We start from the raw sequence: 19,910 nt of genomic DNA, 5'->3' as shown, positions 1-19,910 counted from the left end.
TACCCGACGCTCTTCAGATCTCGATGGGTTCGGCGGTCCGGACGATTCCCCAGCCCCACCCGCATTCGAAGAGTCGTTCGTCGTCGGCGACGTCGACCTCGGTGGACTGACTCAGCCGGACCTCGTTCGCGGCCTGTACCCGCAACCGCTCCAGGCGAGCCGACAGGCGCCGGGTGACTTCGTCGGTGGGCTCACCGTTCTGATTGAGGATATGCAGGATGGCGCGGCCTGCCGCGGATCTCGGTTCGGGGGTGTGGATCACGAAACTCCGGACCAGTCCGGCCATGGCGCCGGTGAGCCGCAGCCCGACCGCGTCGATCAGCGGCGGTATCCGTTCGTTGAGCTGGCGGGCCTCACGCCGGACCTCACCGCCGACGAAACGCTGGAATCCGCGCAGGAACCGCAGTGCGGCGATGCACAGGCTCAGCGACATCGAATAGGAATCGACGACTTCCAAATCGTGCTGACCGGCGCTGAGCGGTCGGTCGTCGGCCGTGTCCAGATAACTGCCCGCCGCGAACACCGGATGACCGTCGGAATCGGAATAGCGGTTCAGATAATCCTCGAGCAGGCCGACGACTACACCGCCGATCCGGGTCTCCTCACCGAAGGGCTCCAGCGCCAGGCGGGCGTCGTTGGCCATATCGTTGGGCTGATCGAGGGCGAAGGCGGCGAGTTCGGTAGCCGGATACAGCAGGCACAGCAACTGCTCGGCGTCACTGATGGAGTTGGAGCCGTCGCGGCCGCCCCAGGTCCATTTCTCGTCGCGGTAGGAACAGGCCAATACGGCCCGCCACAGGTCCAGCAGCTGTTGCCGCGGCCTAATTCTCATAGTCGCTGTCCTCGCCCCCGAGTCCGATCGGCACACCGGACGTCGTTCCTAAAGTGTGCCCCGAGTTCGTTCGCAAAGCCAAGCAAACGTGAAGTTCGGCATTTGCCCTGAGATTGCCTGTGGGCCAATCTGTTACAGAAGTCGGGGCCTTGACGTAGGTGGCATATCCGCCTGCCCGGTGGCGCGGCGGTTCGTCCGGGCCGTTCACCAGGAAGTCGCCGCATGGCTCTCGATACCACCGTGGGGTGTGCCGACGGGCCGGGTCCGGGACCGGATCGGGGTCGAATCGGTAGGTGTGCGGCATTGCGCGGCGACACCGAGGCCTCGGCATCGGAGACTGGACGGTCATGGACCAGTTGGTGCTGATGTTCGTCATCCTGTTCGCCGCGGTGCTGGCCGAAGCCCTCGGCCGCCGGCTCGGGGTGGCCTCGGCGGTGCTGATGACCCTGTTCGGTTGTGCCCTGGCCCTGCTGCCCTTCGTACCGGAGATCCGGGTCCCGCCGGACCTGATCCTGCCGCTGGTCCTGCCCCCGCTGCTCTACGCAGCCGCGCGCCGCACCTCGTGGCGCCAGTTCGCGGAGAACTGGGAACCCATCGTGCTGCGCGCGGTGGGGCTGGTCGCGGTGACCACGGTCGCGGTGGCGGCGGTGTTCCACGCCTGGTACCCGGCGCTGCCGGTCGCCGCGGCCGTGGTCCTGGGCGCGATCGTGGCCCCGCCGGATCCGGTGGCGGCCACCGCGATGGCGAGCCGGCTGGGGCTGCCGCGACGGCTCGTCGTGGTGCTCGGCGGTGAGGGCCTGTTCAACGATGTGACCGCCATCGTCATCTACACGGTCGCGATCCAGGCCGTGGTCACCGGGCATTTCTCGGCGCCGCGCGCGGCGGTGGAATTCGTGGTCTCGGCGGTGGTCGCCGTGCTGGTCGGACTGTTGCTGGGGCGGGCGGGCAGCAAGCTCACCCGGTATCTGGAAGAGGCGGCGTGGCAGGTGGCGCTGAGCCTGCTGCTGCCCTTCGCCGCCTTCGGGCTGGCCGAGGCATGGGGCGGATCGGGCGTGCTCGCGGTGCTGGTCTGCGCGCTCTACCTCACCGACGCGGCCACCGAGTTCGGCGACGCCGAGTACCGGATGGTGGGCGATTCGTTCTGGGATATCACCGAACTGCTGATCAGTGGTTTCGCCTTCGGGCTGATCGGGCTGGAGCTGAGCGTGGTACTCCAGGCCACCGGGCCCGGCTGGCCGCAGTTGCTCGGCGGTGCCGCCGCGGTGGTGGGTGTGGTGGTGGGACTACGCCTGGTCTGGCTGCTCACCACCTGGTGGGTACGCCTGAAATTCTGGGGTGACGAGGACGCCGACGAACCGCATACCTGGCGCGAAACCGTGGTCACCTGGTGGACCGGTATGCGCGGGGTCGCCACGGTGGCACTCGCGCTCGCCATTCCGCTGCTCACCGAGGCGGGCGCGGACTTCCCGGGGCGCACCGAGATCCTGTTCACCGCCTTCGCGGTCGTACTGTTCACCCTGCTGATCCAGGGGCCGACCCTGCCGCTGATCGTGCGGCTCACCGGGGTGCGGGCCGATACCAGCGCCGAACGCCGGCTCGAACGGCGGTTGTGGGAGCGGGTCGTGGACGCGGAACTGGCGCGTCTCAAGGAACTCGCCGGTACCGAGCACATCCCGGAAGAACTCTACGAGCGGCTGCGCGAGGGCGTGCGCCGGCGGACGGCCCGGGCGGATCCGGAGGCCGCGGACGACGAAGCGCGTCAGCAGGCCGAACGGGACGCGCGGATGGCCGCGAAGGTCAAACGCATCCGGGCCGAGATCCTGGACGCGGGGCGGCGCGAGGCGTTGGCGGCACGCCGTGAACCCGGGATGCCACCCGATCTGGTCGACCGGGTGACCCGGCGTCTGGACCTCGGGCCCCGGCGCTGAAACGCGCCGGATCGGTCAGCCGGTCACGACTTTCCCAGCGCGCGCGCCAACTGGCTCTTGTTCATCTTGGAACGGCCCGCGATATTGCGCTGCCGGGCCTCGTTGTAGAGCTGATCGCGGGTGAGGCCCTTCGGCCCGCTGGTACCGGACCGCTGCCCGCCCCGGCGCTGCGGGGAGATATCGCGGGTGGAGGTCCGGCTGGCGGTCCGGGTTTGCCCGGCCTGCGCCCGGTTCTTGTTGACGGTGCGCGCCGCGATCTCCTTCGCGCGTCCGGTGCCGGCGCCGCGTTCCCGCGCCGAATCCTTGATGTGCTCGTACTGCCGTTCCTGTTTGCCGGTCCATTCCTTCGGCATGACACACCTCCTTCGAGGGCGCGTACCCGGGTGCGATGGGTTCAATCAGCGGCGGCCCTATCCAGGTCCTCGGCCGCTTACCCGCCCTCGATCCGTTCCGGGGTCAGGGCCGCGTGGTGTTCCCGCAGCGCCCCCACCACGGTGCTCAGCACGCGGTGCGCGGCGGCGAGGTCGGCGGTCGGCAGCGCCGCCATCGCCGCCCGGGTCCGGCGGCCGATCGGATGGAAGAATTCGCCCGCCACCGCCATACCGCGGTCCGAATAGTGCAGCAGCACCCGCCGGCGGTCGCCGGGATCGGTTTCGCGTCCGATATGGCCGGAGGCGATCATCCGTTCGACCAGATAGGTGATGGCGGCGGGGGAGAGGCCCATCAGTTCGCGCAGCCCGCCCGCGGTGAGGGGCCGGCCCTCGGCGTCGGCGGTGGCGATATGCATCAGGGCGCGGAAATCGTTGGCGCGCAGTTCGTGGGCATGGGCGAAGAGATGCCCGATCTGCTCGGATATCGCGGTGAGCGCCCGGATATCGGCGGCGATATCGGTTTCCGCGCGGTCGCGCGCGGCGCGGTCCGCCGCGTCCTCCGGTGCTGTCACCCTCGGCATCCTTCCTGTTCGCTCGATCAGTGTAGGCGGCGGTTGCGGTTTATTTAAGTTTCTGAAATAGTCGCGGCGTGAATGCGTGGGATCGCTATGCCGCACTGGTCACCGGTCGCCGCTCCTGGTGGTTGCTGCTGGCCGTACTCGTCGCCGCCTGCGGGGTGATTCTCGGAACCGGCGCGAACGACGATGCCGGGCGGGCGCCCACCTCGCTACCTCCGGATTCGGAGTCGGCGCGGGTCAAGGCCGCGGTCGCCGAATTCCCGGGTGGTTCGGACGCGCCGGTGATCCTGGTGCTCACCCGTACCGACGGCGCGCAACTCTCCGCGGCCGACGAGACCGCGGCGGGTGCGGCGGTGGGCCGGATCGGCGGCAGTCCCGGCCTCATCGTCTCGCCCGACGGTAAGGCGGCCCTGGGCCGGGCGAACGTCTCGGCCGACCTGAGCGGCGAGGCGCTCACCGAGGAGGTGAGCCGCCTGCGGGAGACCGCCGGCGCCCAGGCGCCGCCGGGGCTGACCGTGCAGATCACCGGCGGCCCGGCCTTCGGCGCCGATATCGCCGACTCCTTCGCGGGCGCGGATGTGACCCTGCTGGCGGTGACCGCTCTGGTGGTCGCGATCCTGCTGATCGTCACCTATCGTTCGCCGGTGCTGTGGCTGGTTCCGCTGCTCGTGATCGGCCTGGCGGATCGGACCGCCACCAGCACCGGAACCGCTCTCGCCCGCCTGACCGACCTGAGTTTCGACGGTTCCACCTCCGGTATCACCAGCGTGCTGGTCTTCGGCGCGGGCACGAACTACGCGTTGTTGCTGGTCTCGCGCTATCGCGACGAACTGCACCGGCACGCCGCGCATCGGGACGCGCTGCGCGAGGCGGTGCGCCGCGCCGGGCCGGCGGTGCTGGCCAGCAATGTCACCGTCGTCCTCGCGCTGTGCACGCTGTTGCTCGCGACCCTGCCCAACACCCGCTCCCTGGGGCTCATGGCCGCCGCCGGGCTACTGGTGGCCGTGGTGTTCGTCCTGGTGGCATTGCCGCCGGCGCTGGCGCTCTGCGGCCGGCGCATCTTCTGGCCGTTCGTTCCGCGGGTCAGCGATGACGATCCGACCGAACAGGGTGTGTGGCACCGGATCGCGACCGCGGTGGTGGCGCGGCCGGTCACGGTGGCGGCCGTGGCGATCGTGGCGCTGGCCGGGTGTGCCGCGGGATTGGCCGGGGTCACCATCGGGCTGTCGCAGACCGAACAGTTCCGGGTGGAGGCCGAATCGGTCGACGGGCTCGATACGCTGGCCGCGCACTTCCCATCGGGCTCTTCCGATCCGACGGTCGTCCTGGCCCGCCAGGGCACCGCGGACGCGGTGCGTCCGGTGCTGGAGGGCACGCCGGGTACCTCGGGTGTGACCCGGGCCGGTAGCCATGCCGGAATGGACCGGTGGCTGGTGACCCTCGACGCCGCACCGGAATCGGAGCAGGCCTACGTCACCGTCGGTCAACTGCGCGACGGGCTGGCCGGGGTGCCGGACGCGGCGGCGCTGGTGGGCGGCAGTGATGCCCAGGCCCTCGATACCCGCGACGCGGCCCGGCACGACCAGTTGCTCGTGATTCCGCTCATTCTCGTGGTCGTCTTCGCGATCCTGCTGATCCTGTTGCGGGCGGTACCCGCCGCGCTGCTGCTCATCGGCGTCACGGTGCTGAGCGCGCTGGCCGCGCTCGGCCTGGGCAGCCTGGTGGGCACCCATCTGTTCGGATTCCCGGCGCTGGATACGACGGTCCCGCTGTTCGCGTTCCTGTTCCTGGTGGCGCTCGGCGTCGACTACACGATCTTCCTGGTCACCCGGGCCCGGGAGGAGACACCGGGACGGGGGACAGTGGATGGGATGGTACGGGCCGTCGCCGCCACCGGCGCGGTGATCACCAGTGCCGGTATCGTGCTGGCCGCGGTGTTCTGCGTGCTGGGCGTATTACCGCTGATCACGCTCACCCAGCTCGGCATCATCGTCGGTATCGGCATCGTGCTGGACACGTTCCTGGTGCGGACGGTGGTGATCCCGGCGCTGTTCGCCGTGGTCGGCCCGAAGGTGTGGTGGCCGAGCGCGCTCGCCCGCGAGGAAACGGAACGACCGAAAACCGCGTGATACCGGGGGCGTCCGCGGCCTAGGGTCGGGCCATGGATCTGGTGGATCGGAGCGGGCCCGGCCGCGCGGCGGCCGCCGCGGCGGTGACGGTGACATTGTGGGCGTCGGCATTCGTCTTCATCCGGGCCGCGGGTGAGCATTTCTCACCCGGGGCGCTGGCGCTCGGGCGGCTCGCCTCCGGTGCGGTGGTGCTGGTCGCGCTGTGCGCGCTGACCGGGGCCGGCGTGCCCCCACGCCGTACGTGGCGGGCCATCGGTATTTCCGGCGTGCTGTGGTTCGCGCTGTACATGGTGGCGTTGAACTGGGCGGAACAGCTGGTGGACGCCGGTACCGCGGCCCTGGTTATCAATATCGGACCGGTGCTCATCGCACTGCTGGGCGGACTGCTGCTGGGCGAAGGCTTCCCCGGCCGGCTGATGGTCGGGATAGCCGTATCCTTCACCGGCGCGGCGGTGGTGGGACTGGCCGGTTCCGACGGCGCGGCGACGGTGCTGGGTGTCGTGTTGTGCGTGGTCGCCGCCGCGGCCTGGGCGATCTCGGCGATCGTGCAGAAGCCCGCTCTCGCGCACGCGTCGGCACTGCAGGTGACCACCGGCGGGTGTGTGGTGGGAACGCTGGCCTGCCTGCCCTTCTCGTGGCAGTTGGCCGGGGAGGTGGCCGCGGCGCCGCTCCCGGCGACCCTGAGCCTGATCTATCTCGGTGTCTTCCCGACCGCCGTCGCGTTCACGACCTGGGCCTACGCGCTGGCTCGGATGACGGCCGGCCAGGTCGGCGCGACCACCTACGCGGTACCGGCCCTGGTGATCCTGATGGCGTGGGCGGCATTGGGGGAGTTCCCGACCGCGCCGGCACTCGCCGGCGGTGTGCTCTGCCTGACGGGTGTGGCGATCAGCCGCGGCGGATTGTCCGGGTTCCGGGGCCGGGCCGCACGGAACGCTCCGGATCTCACCGCCGAGTCGAAAGACGTTGACCTGCAGCGATAGTCGCTGTCGAGTTCATCGGACCGCTCGAGACCGAACGGTATGCCGCCGCGGTGTGAAACAACCCCCGTTGACACTTGCGAAGTAGGTAAGGCTAACCTGTGTCCGTTGTATACGGATTCACAGGCAGGACGGTACGGCGCATGAGAGTGAACGCGACGCGGGCACCACGGAGAACACGGACGGGCCCGTCCCGGCGTTGGATGGTCGCGGGCCTGATCGGCGCCCTGACACTGACCGCCGGATGTTCCACGCGGGAAGCGCAATCCGAGACGGCCGCCGCCGCCGCGGCGGTGTCCTTCGTCGATCAGCGTGGGCAGACCGTCACCCTGGACGGCCCCGCCGAGAGAGTTGCCTTCGCCGTGATGCCCGCGCCCTCGATCTTCGCCGCGGTCGACCGTGGCTACGACCGGATCGTCGGTATCAACCGCTCGACCCTGGTCGCCAATCAGGGCGGCATGTTCGCGACCATGTTCCCGGAATCCGCGAAATCCGCGGTCGTGGCGGGCAACGACTTCATGCCGAATGTCGAGACCCTGCTCGAACTCGACCCCGATGTGGTCGTGCAGTGGGGCGATCGGGGCACCGACGTGACCGCGCCGATCGAATCCGCGGGCTTCCCCGTGGCCGGGCTCGAATACGGCACCCAGGAAGACCTCGAAACCTGGATCACCATGTTCGCGCAGATCGCGGGCAAACCCGAACGCGGACAGCACCTCGTCGACTGGCAGCGCGATGAAAAGGCGGCCATGCGCGCCGAGGTCGCGGCGCAGACCGCGCCCCGTCCGCGCGCGATGATCCTGTCGCGCACCGGCGATACCTACAGCACCACCAGCGCGAAGGGTTACGACGGATTCCAGTTCGACCTCGTCGGCGCCGAACTGGTCACCAAGGGCTTCACCTCCGAATCCGGCCAGGTGAGCCCGGAGCAGATCCTGGCCTGGAATCCCGAGGTCATCATGCTCAGCGGGTTCGACGAGAGCACACCCGCCGATATCTACGCCGACCCGCGGCTGGCCAGTGTGAGCGCGGTCCAGAACAAGCGCGTGTACAAGACGCCGCTGGGCGGGTACCGGTGGCAGGTGCCCAGCGCGGAATCGCCGCTGATGTGGCAGTGGATGCACAAGATCCTCTACCCCGCGGCGCGCGACGGCGCCCTGCGCGACGATATCCGGGCCGCGTTCGACGATCTGTTCGCCTACGACATCTCCGAAGCGGAGATCGACCAGGTGCTGCGTTTCGATATGAACCGGGATGCCGCGGGTTATGACCAGTTCCTCCGTTGACCGTCCGGCGGTCGCGGCTCCGGAGGACGCCGGGCCGCGCCGCCGGGGGCCCGGCCGCACAGTCCTGATCCTGCTCGGTTTCACCGCGCTCCTGCTCGTCGTGGCGATCGGCGCCCTCGCGATCGGCCGCTACACGGTGCCGCCCAACGAGATCGTGCGCATTCTGCTCGGGCAGTTCCTGCCGCTGGAGCGGACCTGGTATCCGCAGGAAGGCACCGTGGTTCTCGATGTGCGACTGCCGCGGGTGCTGCTGTCGCTGCTGCTCGGCGCGGGCCTGGCGGTCGGCGGCGCCGTGATGCAGGCGGTGTTCCGCAACCCGCTGGCCAGCGCCCAGGTGCTGGGCGTCTCCTCGGGGGCGTCGTTCGGCGGCGTACTGATCCTGCTGGCCGGGTTCGGCGGCGCCGCGCTGGTGGGTGGCGCGTTCGCGGGCGGAATCCTCGCCTTGATCCTGGTGGTGTCCATCGCGCGGGCGGTGCCGGGGGCGCCGCTGCTGATGATCATCCTCGGCGGCACCGTGGTCGGGGCGATGTTCCAGGCCATGGTCTCGTTCATCACCTATATCGCCGATCCCTACAGCGAACTGCCCTCGATCGTGTTCTGGCTCATGGGATCACTGGCGACGGCGAGCTACACCAAAGTGCTCACCGCCGCCGTGCCCATCCTGCTCGCGGGGGTGGTGATCCTGGCGTTACGCTGGCGGCTCAACATCCTGTCGATGGGTGACGAGGATGCGACCGCGCTCGGAGTGAACCCGCGCCGGCTGCGCAACCTGCTGCTGGTGTGCGTCGCCCTGATCACGGCCGGGTCGGTATCGGTCGCGGGAGTGGTCGGCTGGGTGGGCCTGGTGGTCCCGCATCTGGTGCGCATGATGGTCGGGACCGACAACCGGATGGTGCTGCCGGTCAGCGCGCTGCTCGGCGCCACATATCTCACCGTGATCGATACGCTCTCCCGGAGCCTGACCACGGCCGAGATCCCCATCGGGATCCTCACCGCCATCATCGGCGCCCCGTTCTTCGTACTGCTGCTGATCCGCAACCGGTCACGTCTGTGGGGTTCCGATGCTTGAGGCCCGATCACTGTCGTTCCGTTATTCGGCCAAGGGGCCGTGGATCTTCCGCGATGTCTCGGTGCGGGTCGCGGCCGGCGAGGTGCTGGCCGTTCTCGGGCCGAACGCGCGCGGTAAGACCACCATGCTCAAATGCCTGGCCGGTATTCACCGGCCGGTCGCGGGCTCGGTCGAGATACGCGGCCGGGTGGGCTATGTGCCGCAGAGCCATTCGGTGGTGTTCTCGTTCTCGGTGCTGGATATCGTGCTGATGGGCCGGGCCCGGACCGTGAAGATGTACAGCACCCCCTCGGCGGCCGACCGGGCCGCCGCCCGGGAGGCCCTGCGGCGAGTCGGTGCGAGCCATCTCGCCGGACGCGAATACACGGGGCTCAGCGGTGGCGAACGTCAGCTCGTACTCATCGCGCGGGCCCTGGTCTCCGACTGCGACACCATCGTGCTCGACGAGCCCGCCTCGGCGCTGGACCTGCGCAACCAGGCCCAGGTGCTGATCGTGCTGCGCGCCCTGGCCGACGAAGGAATGGCGGTGGTGATGACCACCCACCACCCCGATCACGCGTTGCATGTGGCGGAACGGTCCATGCTGATGGTCGACGCCGACGACCAGCGTGTCGGCCCCACCCGGGAACTGCTCACCGACGAACTGCTCTCGCGGATGTACGGCGTGCCGATCGTCACCGCCGATGTGGAAACCCCCAGTGCCGTGCGGCGGCTCACCGTCCCCGACTTCGGGCGGGGTATCGCGTGACGGTGCTGAAAGCGGTGATGGCGCCCCGCGACGGCGGCGTGTCCGGCGGTTTCCACGAGATCGACGTGTACGACCTGCCTCGCGTATGTACCGGAGAGGTCACCGGTATCTACTTCACCGGCGACGTGGATCAGGAGTATCTCGTCGAACAACGCCCGCTGCTGGACGCATTCGTCACCGGTGGCGGGCGCGTCCTGGTCAACGGCCACGTCCAGCGGATCTTCCTCGCGGGCCTCACCCGGTGGCGCAGACTCGACTTCCGAAACCCCGGGGACCTGGTACTGACCCGCCACACCGAACATCCGGTCTGGGCGGGCACCGATCCGCTGGCGTTCCTCTACAACACCGGGACGCCGGGCCCGCTGCCGTTCGAGGAACTGGAACGGATCGGCGTCGCCGGGTTCTACGGTCGCGGGTACTACCTCGGCCTGCCCGCCGGAGCGCGGATCGTGCATACGGTCGGTCCCACCGCCGCGCCCATCGACTACGACTATCCGCTGGGCGCGGGACGTGTGCTGGTGCACGGCGGCAACGATCTGCTGCAGTTCGCCGCCGCCGACCGCGGCACCGCCCGGCTGGGTCCGCAGATCGTGCACTGGCTGGCGGGCCGATGACCGAAACCGCCGATACCGCGACCGATATCGTCTTCCTGCACGGCGGCAGCCATGCCCAGCTGGCGACCCTCGCGGACCCGGCGCTCGCGCCGTACCGGCTCCGGCCGGTCCACATCCGCACCGCCGACCCCGGCGACCTCGCCGGTTCGGATGTCGTCGTGGTCTCCGACCGTCTGCGGCCCGATCTGCTGCTCCCGTGGGCGGAATCGATCCTGGAGCGACTGCACGGCGGCGCGACGGTCCTCGTCTTCGGGGAGAATTCCAGCGGCGACTGGTTGCCCGGGGTCCGGGAACAGAGCCGGCCCACCGTGTTCTGGTGGTGGCGCACCGGCGAGGACCACCGGCTGCGGACGTGCGCGGCCGGGCATCCGGCCTGGCGGTACTTCTCGCACCGGTCCGTTATCTGGCACTACCACGGAGTCCTGGAACCTCCGGAGGGCGCGGTCGGCCTGGTCGACCTCTACACCGAAGCCGGTGAACGCGACGGCTCGATCCTCTATCTCGACGAGACCACCACGCCCGGCCGTCTGCTGGTGACCACGATGGATCCCGTCTACCACCACGGCTCCGGCTTCATGCCCGGCGCCACCCAACTGCTCTACTCGGCCCTGCGCTGGGCCGTCTCCGGAAGTAGGAACCCATGCTGACCGTTCACGAATCGGGCACGCCGCTCGAATTCTCGTTCGACGACTTGATGAAGTACCACGGCACCGAATTCCCCGGCGGCGTCGCCCACGCGTACTGCGCCATGCGGCACGCGGTCTCCCTGCTCGGCGAGGTCGAGCGCCGGGAGGTCACCGTACGCACCGCCTTCCCCGGACCAGGCGGCCGCGACGCGGTGGAAATGGCGTTGCGCGCGGTGACCGGCGGCCGCTTCACCGTCGACCCGGCCCTCGCCGCACCGGACCGTGGCACCACCCTCGCCCGCTACGTCTGGGAATTCACCCACCGCGACACCACGGTGACCCTGCGCCTGCGCGACGCCGGATTCGTCACCGCGGAGTTCATCGCGCTCGGCGCCCGCACCGACCGCACCGCCGCCGACGACGCGCGGCTACGGGTGCTGAAATCGGAGATGACCGCACGACTGCTCGCCGGGCCCGTCGGCGGCGTCTACGAGGAGGCGCCGACACGCTGACCCGATCACACCGCCGTCACGCCGGTCCCCGGTCTACTGTCGGAAAGGCCCTGAACACTCGGGGGACCCGGCGGTGGGACCGCCCGGGCCGGTCAGGTGTTTTCCGCCTGCCGCGGCCGGGTACGCGCTCCTCATCGTCGGATCATGTGCCGAAGGAGGAGCCGGTTATGGCGGCCGAAGGTGTCGAAGGGTTGCGGACAGTCGTCCTGGACTGCCCGGACCCGTGGAAACTGTCCGAGTTCTATCTCGGGCTGCTCGGCGGGGAAGTGGTACGGGAGGAAAGCGACGACACCTGGGTCGCGATGGTCGACCCGCAGGGCCGGCGGATAGCCTTCCAGCTCTCACCGGAGTACCGGCCGCCGCTCTTCCCGGACCCCACGGGATCCCAGCAACTACATCTCGACATCCTCGTCAGCGATGTCGAGATCGCCGAACCCGCCGTCCTCGCCCTGGGCGCGAACTTCGTGGAGGCGGCCGAAGGTTTCCGGGTCTACACCGATCCGGTGGGTCACACCTTCTGCCTGGTCTGGTTCACATGAGCCGGCCGGCGCGGACCGCGTGAGCGCGAACGCGATCGCCCTGTTCACCCGCGACCTGCGGGTGCACGACAATCCGGTGCTCACCGCCGCGCACCGCGAGGGTGCCACGATGGTGCCGCTGTTCGTCCTCGACGACGCGATACTGAGCGGATGCCCGCCCAACCGCGCGCATTTCCTGGCGGCCGCGCTGGGTGAACTGGATGGCGAACTGCGCGATATCGGCGGGCGCCTGGTGCTGCGGCGCGGCGACGTGGTGGCGGAAGTGGCGCGGGTCGCGGCCGAAACCGATGCCGCGGTGGTGCATATCGCCGCCGACGTGAGCGCCTACAGCACCGGCCGCGAGCGGCGCCTGCGCGACCGCCTGGCCGCCGACAGGCGTGAGTTGCGGGTCCACCCCGCCTCGCTCACCGTGGTGGCACCCGGTGCGATCCTGCCGGCCGACCGGGATCATTTCGCGGTGTTCACCCCATATCACCGGCGCTGGCTCGAGGCCGACCGGCGACCGGCGTTGCGCGCGCCCCGCGAACTGCGGTTACCGCGTATCGCGGCCGGTTCGCTGCCCGCTCCCGGCGATCTCACCACCGAGCCGCCCTCGCCCGGGCTGGCGAGCGGCGGTGAGACCACCGCCCGGAAAATGGTGCGCGACTGGGCGTCCGGCGGTGTCGCCGAATACTCCCGCACCGGTGACGACCTGGCCGCCGACGCCACCTCGCACCTGTCGCCCTATCTGCATTTCGGCTGCCTCTCACCCGGGGAACTGGTCCGCCGGGTGGACGAGGGCACCGAGGGCGGTGCCGCGTTCGTCCGGCAGCTGGCCTGGCGCGATTTCCACCATCAGGTGCTCGCGGCCCGCCCCGACGCCACCTGGCACGACTACCGCGATCGCGCGATCCGGTGGCGCGACGACGCCCAGGCGGTGCGGGCCTGGACCGAAGGCCGCACCGGGTTCCCGATCGTGGACGCCGGTATGCGGCAGTTGCGGGAGCAGGGCTGGATGCACAACCGCGCCCGGCTGATCACCGCGAGTTTCCTCGCGAAATCCCTGCGGGTGGATTGGCGGGCCGGTGCGCGCCACTTCCTCTACTGGCTGGTCGACGCGGATATGGCGAACAACCAGCTGAACTGGCAGTGGGTCGCGGGCACCGGCAACGACACCCGCCCGAACCGCGTGCTGAACCCGCTGCGCCAGGCCGAACGATACGACCCCGACGGCGCGTACGTACGGCGCTGGGTGCCCGAACTGGCCGAGATCGAGGGCCGGGCGGTGCACCGGCCGTGGCGCCTCGACGGTGTCGATTATCCGGCACCGATCATCGAAGTGCCCGGGATGTAGTACTCACTGCCAAACGTCTACGGGCCCGGGAATCCCGGGCCCGTAGACGTTTGTGCGCGAACGACTCTCAGCGGGTCTTGGCGCGATACGCCTTCGCCAGCTGGGCGCGCTTACCTTCGGCCGCGGCCCCCAGTTCGCCGCCGCGACTCTTGGTGTAGTCCGCGAGCTCGCCACCGCGGTGCTTGGTGTAGTCGGCCAGCTCGGCGGCGCGATGCTTGGCGGCTTCGGCCAGCTCCGGGCCGCGGGCCTGGGCGGTTTCGGCCAGCTCACTGCCACGGTGCCTGGTGTAATCGGCGAGCTCGCCGCCGCGGTGCTTGGTGTAGTCGGCGAGTTCCGCGGCGCGGTTACGAGCCGTCTCGGCCCACACCGGACCCCGGTCCTGCGCGGTTTCGGCGAGTTCGGCCCCGCGATGCTTCGCGATATCCGCCCATTCCGAGCCGCGGTGCTTGGCCGCCTCCGCCCAGCCCGGACCCCGCCGCCGCACGGTCTCCGCGAGTTCGGCGCCCTTGTCGGCCGCCGTACCCGCCAGATCCTGGCCGCGCTCGGCGGCCGCGTGCAACTGGGTGCGCACCGCCTCGGTGGTGGCGCCGCGGTCGGAGCCGCCCAGCGGCAGCGCGCCGCTGACCCCGGCCCGGGCCCGTTTGGCCGCGCGCCGCCCCCGCCACCCCAGCGACGGCTTCCCGGCGGTATCGGCCGCCGCGATCATGAGCCCGCCCAGCAGGCTCATATCCTTCAGGAAGGCCGTCCGCTTAGCCGCCTTGCGCGCGGGGTCGGTCTCGGCCCAGAAGTTCTGTTCGGTGACCGTCGCGGGCACCACCGTCGCGGCCAGTGCCAGCGCCGCCGGACGCGGCGCCTTACCCAGCGCGAGCAGGGTGCCGCCCGCGATCTGGACGGCGGCGGTGACCTTGACCAGGATGTCGGGATCGGAGGGCAGGGAGCCCGCGATATTCGACGGCAGCGTCTCCTGCCCCTTCTGCACCAGGTTCGAAGCCTCCTCGACCCGCGACTGCGGATGCATCAGGGTTTCGACTCCGTTCGCGACGAACGTACTCGCCAGCAGGGGGCGGGCAAGCCGACGTATCAGCATGGTGTGCATCCCTTTCCTCGGTGTAACGCATCAGCAGCAGGTCACCAGGGGCAGTGACCCAGACTACTGGCGATCTACCCCGCTTTCGGCGCGGGAAACGGTCCGCGTCCGCCCGTGTCGCGCACGGATAACGGGGCCCCGCCCGCCCACGTGGTCATGGCATGGCTCACCATGGCCGATCTCACACCTGCGGCCCGGCCACCGCCGGTCGGCAGAAACCGCGGGATCCGTTGGGGTTTCGGCATCCGTGTCGTCACTCCACCCCGGCACGCACGGGCGGATTCGGGTCGTTCTCTGTCGAAGCACCGCCCGGATGTCTACCCTGGTCACCAACACGTCGGTTACCGCCCGGGTGGGCTATGCGAAGGCGGCACCGATATCACTCCGTTACGGAGGCTTGCCCGTAGTGGCGTAACCGCCGCTTCCGCACGTAACCGGAAGGATTCATGACATGAGCAGCGTGGTCCCCGATCGTGAGGCCACCGATGCCGCTCTGGGGCTCGCGGTTCGCGCGCCGTCGGTCCACAACACCCAGCCGTGGCGCTGGCGAACCACGCCGGACGGCATCCAGCTCTTCGCCGATACCGCGCGTCACCTCCCCGCCACCGACCCGCATCGCCGCTCCCTGATCGTCAGCTGCGGCGCCACCCTCCATCACCTGCGCGTGGCGCTGGCCGCCACCGGCTGGGCGAGCACCGTCGAGTACCTGCCGGACCCGGCCGACCCCACACATCTCGCCACCCTCTCCACCACGCGGCGCCCGCCCACCGACGACGAGATCGAGTTGGCCGCCGCCATCCTGCTGCGCCGCACCGACCGCCGCCATTACATACCGCGCCCGGTACCGGCCGGGCATATCCGCGCGATCTCGTCGCGGGTGTCGGCATGCGGGGCGGCGGTCCGCCAGGTGCCGGACCAGTTCCTGCCCCGTCTGGCGGCCCCGATGCGCCGGTCCGCCGCCCAGCACGCCACCGACCGGGCCTACCAGGACGAGATAGCCCGGTGGAGTGGCCCCGACCGCGTGCACGACGGCGTCCCCTCCCGTAACGCGCCCGCCCCCTTCCCGGCGGGCGAGATACCGGTGCGCTCCTTCGCCGAACCCGCCCTGATCGACCCGCGCGACCGGCCCGACGCGGCCCTGTGGCTGGTGGTCGGCACCGCCCACGACGACCGCCTCGCTCAGCTGCGCGCCGGGGAAGCGGTCAGCGCCCTGCTACTGACCGCCACCGGCCTCGGCCTTGCCACCAGTCTGCAAACCGAACCCCTGGGCCTGCCCGAATTGCGTGGCCAGATCCGCACCGGCCTGCTCCACGACTGCGCCTATCCGCAGGCCATGGTCCGTGTCGGCTGGAGCCCGGCCGACGCCGCCCCGCTGGCCGAGACACCGCGCCGGCCCGTCGCGGAAGTTCTCGAGGTCTGCGGGGCCCGCCCGGTCGGCGCCGGCGCCGAAGTGGGATCGGCTCAGTAGCCGCGCCCGGTCTCGACGATCGCCAGCAGCGTCCGCCCCGCGGCGAACCGGGCTACATTCTCCGCCACATGGTCGGCGAGGAATCCGGTGAGCCCGGTCCCCGGGTTGGCCAGATGCGGTGTGATCAGCGCATGGGGCAATGTCCATAGCGGATGGCCGTCGGGCAGGGGTTCCGGATCGGTCACGTCCAGTGCCGCCCCGCCGATGGTCCCGGCCCGGAGCGCGGCGACCAGGGCCTCGGTATCGATCAGCGATCCCCGCGCGATGTTCACCACCCACGCCGTCGATTTCATGGCCGCCAGCGCCTCCGCGTCCACCAGCCGCGCGGTCTCCGCCGTCGCCGGGGCCGCCACCACGAAATGATCGGCGCGCGACCAGAGTTCGGCGGTCCGGTCCGCGCTCACCGTTTCCGCCGCGCCCGGCACCGGCGTACCCGACCGGGTCACCGCCAGCACTTCCGCGCCGAACGCGGTCAGCAGCGGAATCATCGCCCGCCCGATACCACCGCAGCCGATGATCGCCACCGTCGCGCCGTGCAGCGTCCCGACCGCCGGGTCGAATTCCGCCTTCCGCCACGAGGTGGCCCGCGCCTGCCCCGGCAGTGCCCGCACCCCCGCCAGCAGCAGCATCACCGCGTGCTCGGCCACATTACGCGCATACGCCCCCGCCGCCGATGTCCACACCCGCCGCTCGTCGACGAGCCCCGCCGCCAGCCACCGCTCGATTCCCGCGCTCGGCAACTGCACCCACCGCACCGCATCCGGCAGACGTTCCGGAAAGGTATCCGGCCCCGCCGCCCACACCAGCCCTTCCGCCTGCTCGAGCGGGACCAGCACGCCACCTCCGCGTTCGATACCCCGGGCGAGGGTCGAGTCGTAGTCCGGGCCGAGATGAATCCGAGGCGCTGCGGTATCGGGCACAGTTCAATTCCTTGTCGCGAAAAACGTACGGCGCGCGAACGCCGTGCTGTCACCGGCTGCGAACCCCGTCGTCCACGACCGCATTCTCCCTCCCCGGATCAGGCCGAGGCCGCGCCCCGCACCCCGGCGACCACCCCGCCGTCGACCAGCAGGTCCACACCGGTGATGAAACTCGCCCCCGGCCCGAGCAGGAAGACCGCCGCCTCGGCGATATCGTCCGGAGTGCCGAGCCGTCCGGTCCCCGACATCTCCACCATCGCACGCATCCCGGCGCCGGACTCACCCGCCAGCTCCTCACGCCCCATCGGGGTGGAGATAACTCCCGGGCTGATCGAGTTGACCCGCGCCCCCCGCCGCCCCCACGCCCCCGCGGCCGCCTGCACCCGCGCGAACTTCCCGCGTTTGGCCAGCGCGTAGGCCAGCCCCGGATGCGCGTCGCGGTCCAGGAACGGCAGCGACAGCAGTTCCGCGGCCGGCGTAGCCGCCAGCGCCGCCACCTGATCATCCGGCAGCGGCGCCAGATGCGCCGCCATACTCGCGATCACCACCCCCGCCCCGCCCTCGGCCACAACCTCCCCGAACGCGTCCAGCACCAGCGCGGTCCCCAGCAGGTCGACCTCCAGCACCGCATCCGTCGGTGCCTGTGTCGGCGACACCCCCGCGGTATGCGCGACCTGCGTAACCCGCCCCAGCTCCGCCGCGGCCCCCGCCAGCGCCCGCACCGACCCGGCATCGGACACATCCACCTGCCGACCGATCACGTCGTGCCCCTCCCCGGTGAGCACCTCGACCACCGAGTCCAGGTTGCCCTTGTCGTAATCGGCGACCAGCAGCCGCCGCCCGCCCCCGATACGCCGGGCGATCGCCCGCCCCATACCGCCGACCCCGACAACAACCGCCACATCGCGTCCCACCGGGCACTCCTCACCACATCGGTCACCTTGCGCACCTCAATCTACCGACCGGTCGACCGGTCGAGGCACGAACGCCGCACCGGACCGTCGACTCCGCGAATATCCGCAGGTAGACCCCGCGATTTTGCCCCGGTGACGCGATCCGATACTCTTGCTGAGCACACCGGTCCGGGTGGCGGAATGGCAGACGCGCTAGCTTGAGGTGCTAGTGCCCTTTATCGGGCGTGGGGGTTCAAGTCCCCCTCCGGACACGACCACTACGCCCACGGGCGGTTGGGGGAGAGCTTCGGCATCGACCGTCCGTGTGGTGTGGTCGAAGGTGAGTTTCAGGCCGAGGCGGCGGTATACCTCCTGTTTTTCGCCTGGTTCTGCTGTGCGGAGTACCGGGGTCAGGCCGCCGAAGGCGTCAATTTGTCGTTCTATTTCTTTCTTGCTCAGCTTTCGCTGGGTGCCTTGCGTGGCTTCCAGTGCCGCTATCTGGGCGGTGACGAGTTCTCGTTGGTGTTGGACTTCCTTGATCCAGGTCGCAACCACAGCCGGGTCGGTTCCGGCTTCCAGTGCGGCGCGGTATCTGTTCAGTTTCTGGTCGAGTTCTCGGAGTGTGCTTTGTGCGGTGTCCGAGGCAGGGGCAGTGTCGGGTTGGACCTGTTCGAGCATGGTGAGTGAGTGTTCGATGTGTGAGGTTGCCCCGGTCTTCCGGACACCGACGGTGAGGCGAGATACTCGCCTCCGAGAGGAGTCTGGATGCCTGCAGCACACCCGCCGGAGTTCCGGCAGCGCGCGATCGAGCTCGCCCGAACCAGCGACAAATCGGTCGGACAGGTCGCCAAGAGCTTGGGGATCTCCGAGTCGTGTCTGCGGAACTGGCTCGCCCGCGCCGAGGTCGATGAAGGCAAACGCGACGGCGTGACCAGTGTCGAGCGTAAGGAACTGGCCGAGTTGCGGCGGAAGAACCGCCAGCTCGAGCTGGAGAACGAGGTCCTGCGCAAGGCGGCAGCCTACTTCGCCCGGGAGAACGTCCTCCCAAAATAGTGTTCCCGGTGGTCACCGAACTGGCCGAAGCCGGCGTGCCCGTCACGGTGTCGTGCCGTGTCCTGGGCGTGTCGACCTCCGGGTACTACGAATGGAAACAACGCGGCACCTCGGCGCGAGCACGCGCTGATACCGAGCTGACCACGACGATCACCGAGATCCACACCGCCTCACGCGGCACCTACGGTGCGCCACGAGTGCATGCCGAGCTGCGGCTCGGCCTCGGTATCCGGACCGGCCGCAAACGGGTTGCCCGGCTCATGCGCTGTGCGGGGTTGCAGGGTGTGTTCCGGCGGCGGCGACGCGGATGCACGGTCGCCGATCCCCGGGCCGATCCACATCCGGACCTGGTCAACCGGCGGTTCATCGCCGATGTCCCGGACCGGTTGTGGTGCATGGACGTCACCCAGCACCGCACCGGTGAGGGCTGGGTGTACTGCGCGGTTGTGCTCGACGCGTTCTCCCGCCGGATCGTGGGCTGGTCGATCGCCGATCACCTGCGAGCCGAACTGGTCTGCGATGCCCTCGACATGGCACGCTGGCGCCGCCGGCCACCAGCTGGGCAGACCATCGCCCATTCCGATCACGGAGCGCAATACACCAGCTGGGCTTTCGGCCAGCGTATCCGCACTGCGGGCCTGCTCGGTTCGATGGGAACGATCGGGGACTGCTTCGACAACAGCATGGTCGAAAGCTTCTTCGGCACAATGCAACTCGAACTGCTCGACACACAGCACTGGATGACCCGGCAGGAGTTGGCGAACGCGATCTTCGACTACATCGAAGCGTTCTACAACCCGATCCGGCGGCACTCCAGAATCGGGATGCTCAGCCCCGTACAGTACGAACTGGCTCACACCGCCGCCGAACCGGCGGCGTAGCCACCACACCCAAACCGTCCGGGGATATGCGGGACCAGCCCGGCGCCGGCGCACAGGACGAGC

General features: G+C 69.8%; 20 protein-coding genes and 1 tRNA gene. 15 read left to right on the top strand and 6 right to left on the bottom strand.

Annotation, left to right across the window (positions count from 1 at the left end):
* Nucleotides 1–13 precede the first annotated feature (13 nt).
* The gene (locus ACWDU1_RS12630; RefSeq protein ID WP_449998119.1) at nucleotides 14–832 is read right to left on the bottom strand and encodes an SCO2524 family protein; all 819 of its coding nucleotides are present in this window, start codon (nucleotides 830–832) and stop codon (nucleotides 14–16) included.
* Between the two features lie 347 nt (nucleotides 833–1,179).
* On the opposite strand from ACWDU1_RS12630, the gene ACWDU1_RS12625 reads away from it, so the two are divergent.
* The gene (locus ACWDU1_RS12625) at nucleotides 1,180–2,760 is read left to right on the top strand and encodes a Na+/H+ antiporter (RefSeq protein WP_449998117.1); all 1,581 of its coding nucleotides are present in this window, start codon (nucleotides 1,180–1,182) and stop codon (nucleotides 2,758–2,760) included.
* A 23-nt stretch (nucleotides 2,761–2,783) separates the two neighbouring features.
* Here ACWDU1_RS12625 and ACWDU1_RS12620 read toward each other — a convergent pair whose 3' ends face one another.
* Both ACWDU1_RS12620 and ACWDU1_RS12615 read right to left on the bottom strand, forming a co-directional pair.
* On the bottom strand, nucleotides 2,784–3,113 hold the full coding sequence (locus tag ACWDU1_RS12620) for a plasmid stabilization protein (RefSeq protein WP_449998116.1): 330 nt from the start codon (nucleotides 3,111–3,113) through the stop codon (nucleotides 2,784–2,786).
* A gap of 77 nt (nucleotides 3,114–3,190) precedes the next feature.
* The gene (locus tag ACWDU1_RS12615; protein WP_449998114.1) at nucleotides 3,191–3,712 is read right to left on the bottom strand and encodes a MarR family winged helix-turn-helix transcriptional regulator; all 522 of its coding nucleotides are present in this window, start codon (nucleotides 3,710–3,712) and stop codon (nucleotides 3,191–3,193) included.
* A gap of 68 nt (nucleotides 3,713–3,780) precedes the next feature.
* Here ACWDU1_RS12615 and ACWDU1_RS12610 point away from each other — a divergent pair, with 68 nt between their 5' ends.
* From ACWDU1_RS12610 to ACWDU1_RS12565, 10 genes are all read left to right on the top strand, one after another.
* Nucleotides 3,781–5,838 carry an MMPL family transporter gene (locus tag ACWDU1_RS12610; RefSeq protein WP_449998112.1) on the top strand — a complete coding sequence of 686 codons (2,058 nt, stop codon included), beginning with the start codon at nucleotides 3,781–3,783 and terminating at the stop codon, nucleotides 5,836–5,838.
* A gap of 32 nt (nucleotides 5,839–5,870) precedes the next feature.
* The gene (locus ACWDU1_RS12605; protein WP_449998110.1) at nucleotides 5,871–6,821 is read left to right on the top strand and encodes a DMT family transporter; all 951 of its coding nucleotides are present in this window, start codon (nucleotides 5,871–5,873) and stop codon (nucleotides 6,819–6,821) included.
* 200 nt (nucleotides 6,822–7,021) lie between these two features.
* Nucleotides 7,022–8,104 (top strand): ABC transporter substrate-binding protein, encoded by a 1,083-nt coding sequence (locus tag ACWDU1_RS12600; protein ID WP_449998109.1) that lies wholly within the window; start codon nucleotides 7,022–7,024, stop codon nucleotides 8,102–8,104.
* Nucleotides 8,085–9,173, top strand: coding sequence for a FecCD family ABC transporter permease (locus tag ACWDU1_RS12595; protein WP_449998108.1), 1,089 nt, complete (start codon nucleotides 8,085–8,087; stop codon nucleotides 9,171–9,173). Before ACWDU1_RS12600 ends, ACWDU1_RS12595 begins: the two co-directional genes overlap by 20 nt.
* Nucleotides 9,166–9,921: an ABC transporter ATP-binding protein gene (locus ACWDU1_RS12590; protein ID WP_449998106.1), complete on the top strand. Its 756-nt coding sequence runs from the start codon at nucleotides 9,166–9,168 to the stop codon at nucleotides 9,919–9,921. The genes ACWDU1_RS12595 and ACWDU1_RS12590 overlap by 8 nt, the downstream gene beginning before the upstream one ends.
* A complete protein-coding gene (locus ACWDU1_RS12585) occupies nucleotides 9,918–10,535 on the top strand; it encodes a hypothetical protein (RefSeq protein ID WP_449998104.1) in 618 nt (205 codons plus the stop codon). Before ACWDU1_RS12590 ends, ACWDU1_RS12585 begins: the two co-directional genes overlap by 4 nt.
* Nucleotides 10,532–11,182, top strand: coding sequence for a hypothetical protein (locus tag ACWDU1_RS12580; RefSeq protein WP_449998103.1), 651 nt, complete (start codon nucleotides 10,532–10,534; stop codon nucleotides 11,180–11,182). The genes ACWDU1_RS12585 and ACWDU1_RS12580 overlap by 4 nt, the downstream gene beginning before the upstream one ends.
* Nucleotides 11,176–11,673, top strand: coding sequence for a hypothetical protein (locus tag ACWDU1_RS12575; protein WP_449998102.1), 498 nt, complete (start codon nucleotides 11,176–11,178; stop codon nucleotides 11,671–11,673). Before ACWDU1_RS12580 ends, ACWDU1_RS12575 begins: the two co-directional genes overlap by 7 nt.
* A gap of 167 nt (nucleotides 11,674–11,840) precedes the next feature.
* Nucleotides 11,841–12,212: a VOC family protein gene (locus ACWDU1_RS12570; protein ID WP_449998100.1), complete on the top strand. Its 372-nt coding sequence runs from the start codon at nucleotides 11,841–11,843 to the stop codon at nucleotides 12,210–12,212.
* A gap of 19 nt (nucleotides 12,213–12,231) precedes the next feature.
* Complete coding sequence (locus ACWDU1_RS12565) at nucleotides 12,232–13,545, top strand: cryptochrome/photolyase family protein (protein ID WP_449998098.1); 1,314 nt, start codon at nucleotides 12,232–12,234, stop codon at nucleotides 13,543–13,545.
* A gap of 67 nt (nucleotides 13,546–13,612) precedes the next feature.
* Here the strand turns inward: ACWDU1_RS12565 and ACWDU1_RS12560 are convergent, their stop codons facing one another.
* Nucleotides 13,613–14,632, bottom strand: coding sequence for a DoxX family protein (locus ACWDU1_RS12560; protein ID WP_449998096.1), 1,020 nt, complete (start codon nucleotides 14,630–14,632; stop codon nucleotides 13,613–13,615).
* A gap of 451 nt (nucleotides 14,633–15,083) precedes the next feature.
* Here ACWDU1_RS12560 and ACWDU1_RS12555 point away from each other — a divergent pair, with 451 nt between their 5' ends.
* Entirely contained in the window at nucleotides 15,084–16,100 is a 1,017-nt protein-coding gene (locus ACWDU1_RS12555) for an Acg family FMN-binding oxidoreductase (protein WP_449998095.1), read from the top strand.
* Here ACWDU1_RS12555 and ACWDU1_RS12550 read toward each other — a convergent pair.
* Together ACWDU1_RS12550 and ACWDU1_RS12545 are read right to left on the bottom strand one after the other, a co-directional pair.
* Nucleotides 16,094–17,020, bottom strand: coding sequence for a D-isomer specific 2-hydroxyacid dehydrogenase family protein (locus ACWDU1_RS12550; protein ID WP_449998093.1), 927 nt, complete (start codon nucleotides 17,018–17,020; stop codon nucleotides 16,094–16,096). The two genes, ACWDU1_RS12555 and ACWDU1_RS12550, sit on opposite strands and share 7 nt — an antisense overlap.
* A 98-nt stretch (nucleotides 17,021–17,118) precedes the next feature.
* Entirely contained in the window at nucleotides 17,119–17,934 is an 816-nt protein-coding gene (locus ACWDU1_RS12545) for an SDR family oxidoreductase (protein WP_449998092.1), read from the bottom strand.
* A gap of 166 nt (nucleotides 17,935–18,100) precedes the next feature.
* On the opposite strand from ACWDU1_RS12545, the gene ACWDU1_RS12540 reads away from it, so the two are divergent.
* From ACWDU1_RS12540 to ACWDU1_RS12530, 3 genes are all read left to right on the top strand, one after another.
* Nucleotides 18,101–18,185 (top strand) — tRNA-Leu (locus ACWDU1_RS12540).
* 58 nt (nucleotides 18,186–18,243) lie between these two features.
* Complete coding sequence (locus ACWDU1_RS12535) at nucleotides 18,244–18,600, top strand: hypothetical protein (protein WP_449998091.1); 357 nt, start codon at nucleotides 18,244–18,246, stop codon at nucleotides 18,598–18,600.
* A 78-nt stretch (nucleotides 18,601–18,678) separates the two neighbouring features.
* Nucleotides 18,679–19,847, top strand: a protein-coding gene (locus ACWDU1_RS12530; RefSeq protein ID WP_449998089.1) for an IS3 family transposase whose coding sequence is annotated in 2 segments (ribosomal slippage) — nucleotides 18,679–18,964 and nucleotides 18,964–19,847 — 1,170 coding nt in all. Because the reading frame shifts where the segments join, the coding sequence is not laid out codon by codon here.
* The last annotated feature ends 63 nt before the right edge of the window (nucleotides 19,848–19,910 follow it).

It is taken from the genome of Nocardia sp. NPDC003345 (assembly GCF_053589395.1).
The sequence above is the reverse complement of the archived record's forward strand: the minus strand, read 5'-3'. Positions and strand labels throughout refer to the sequence as shown.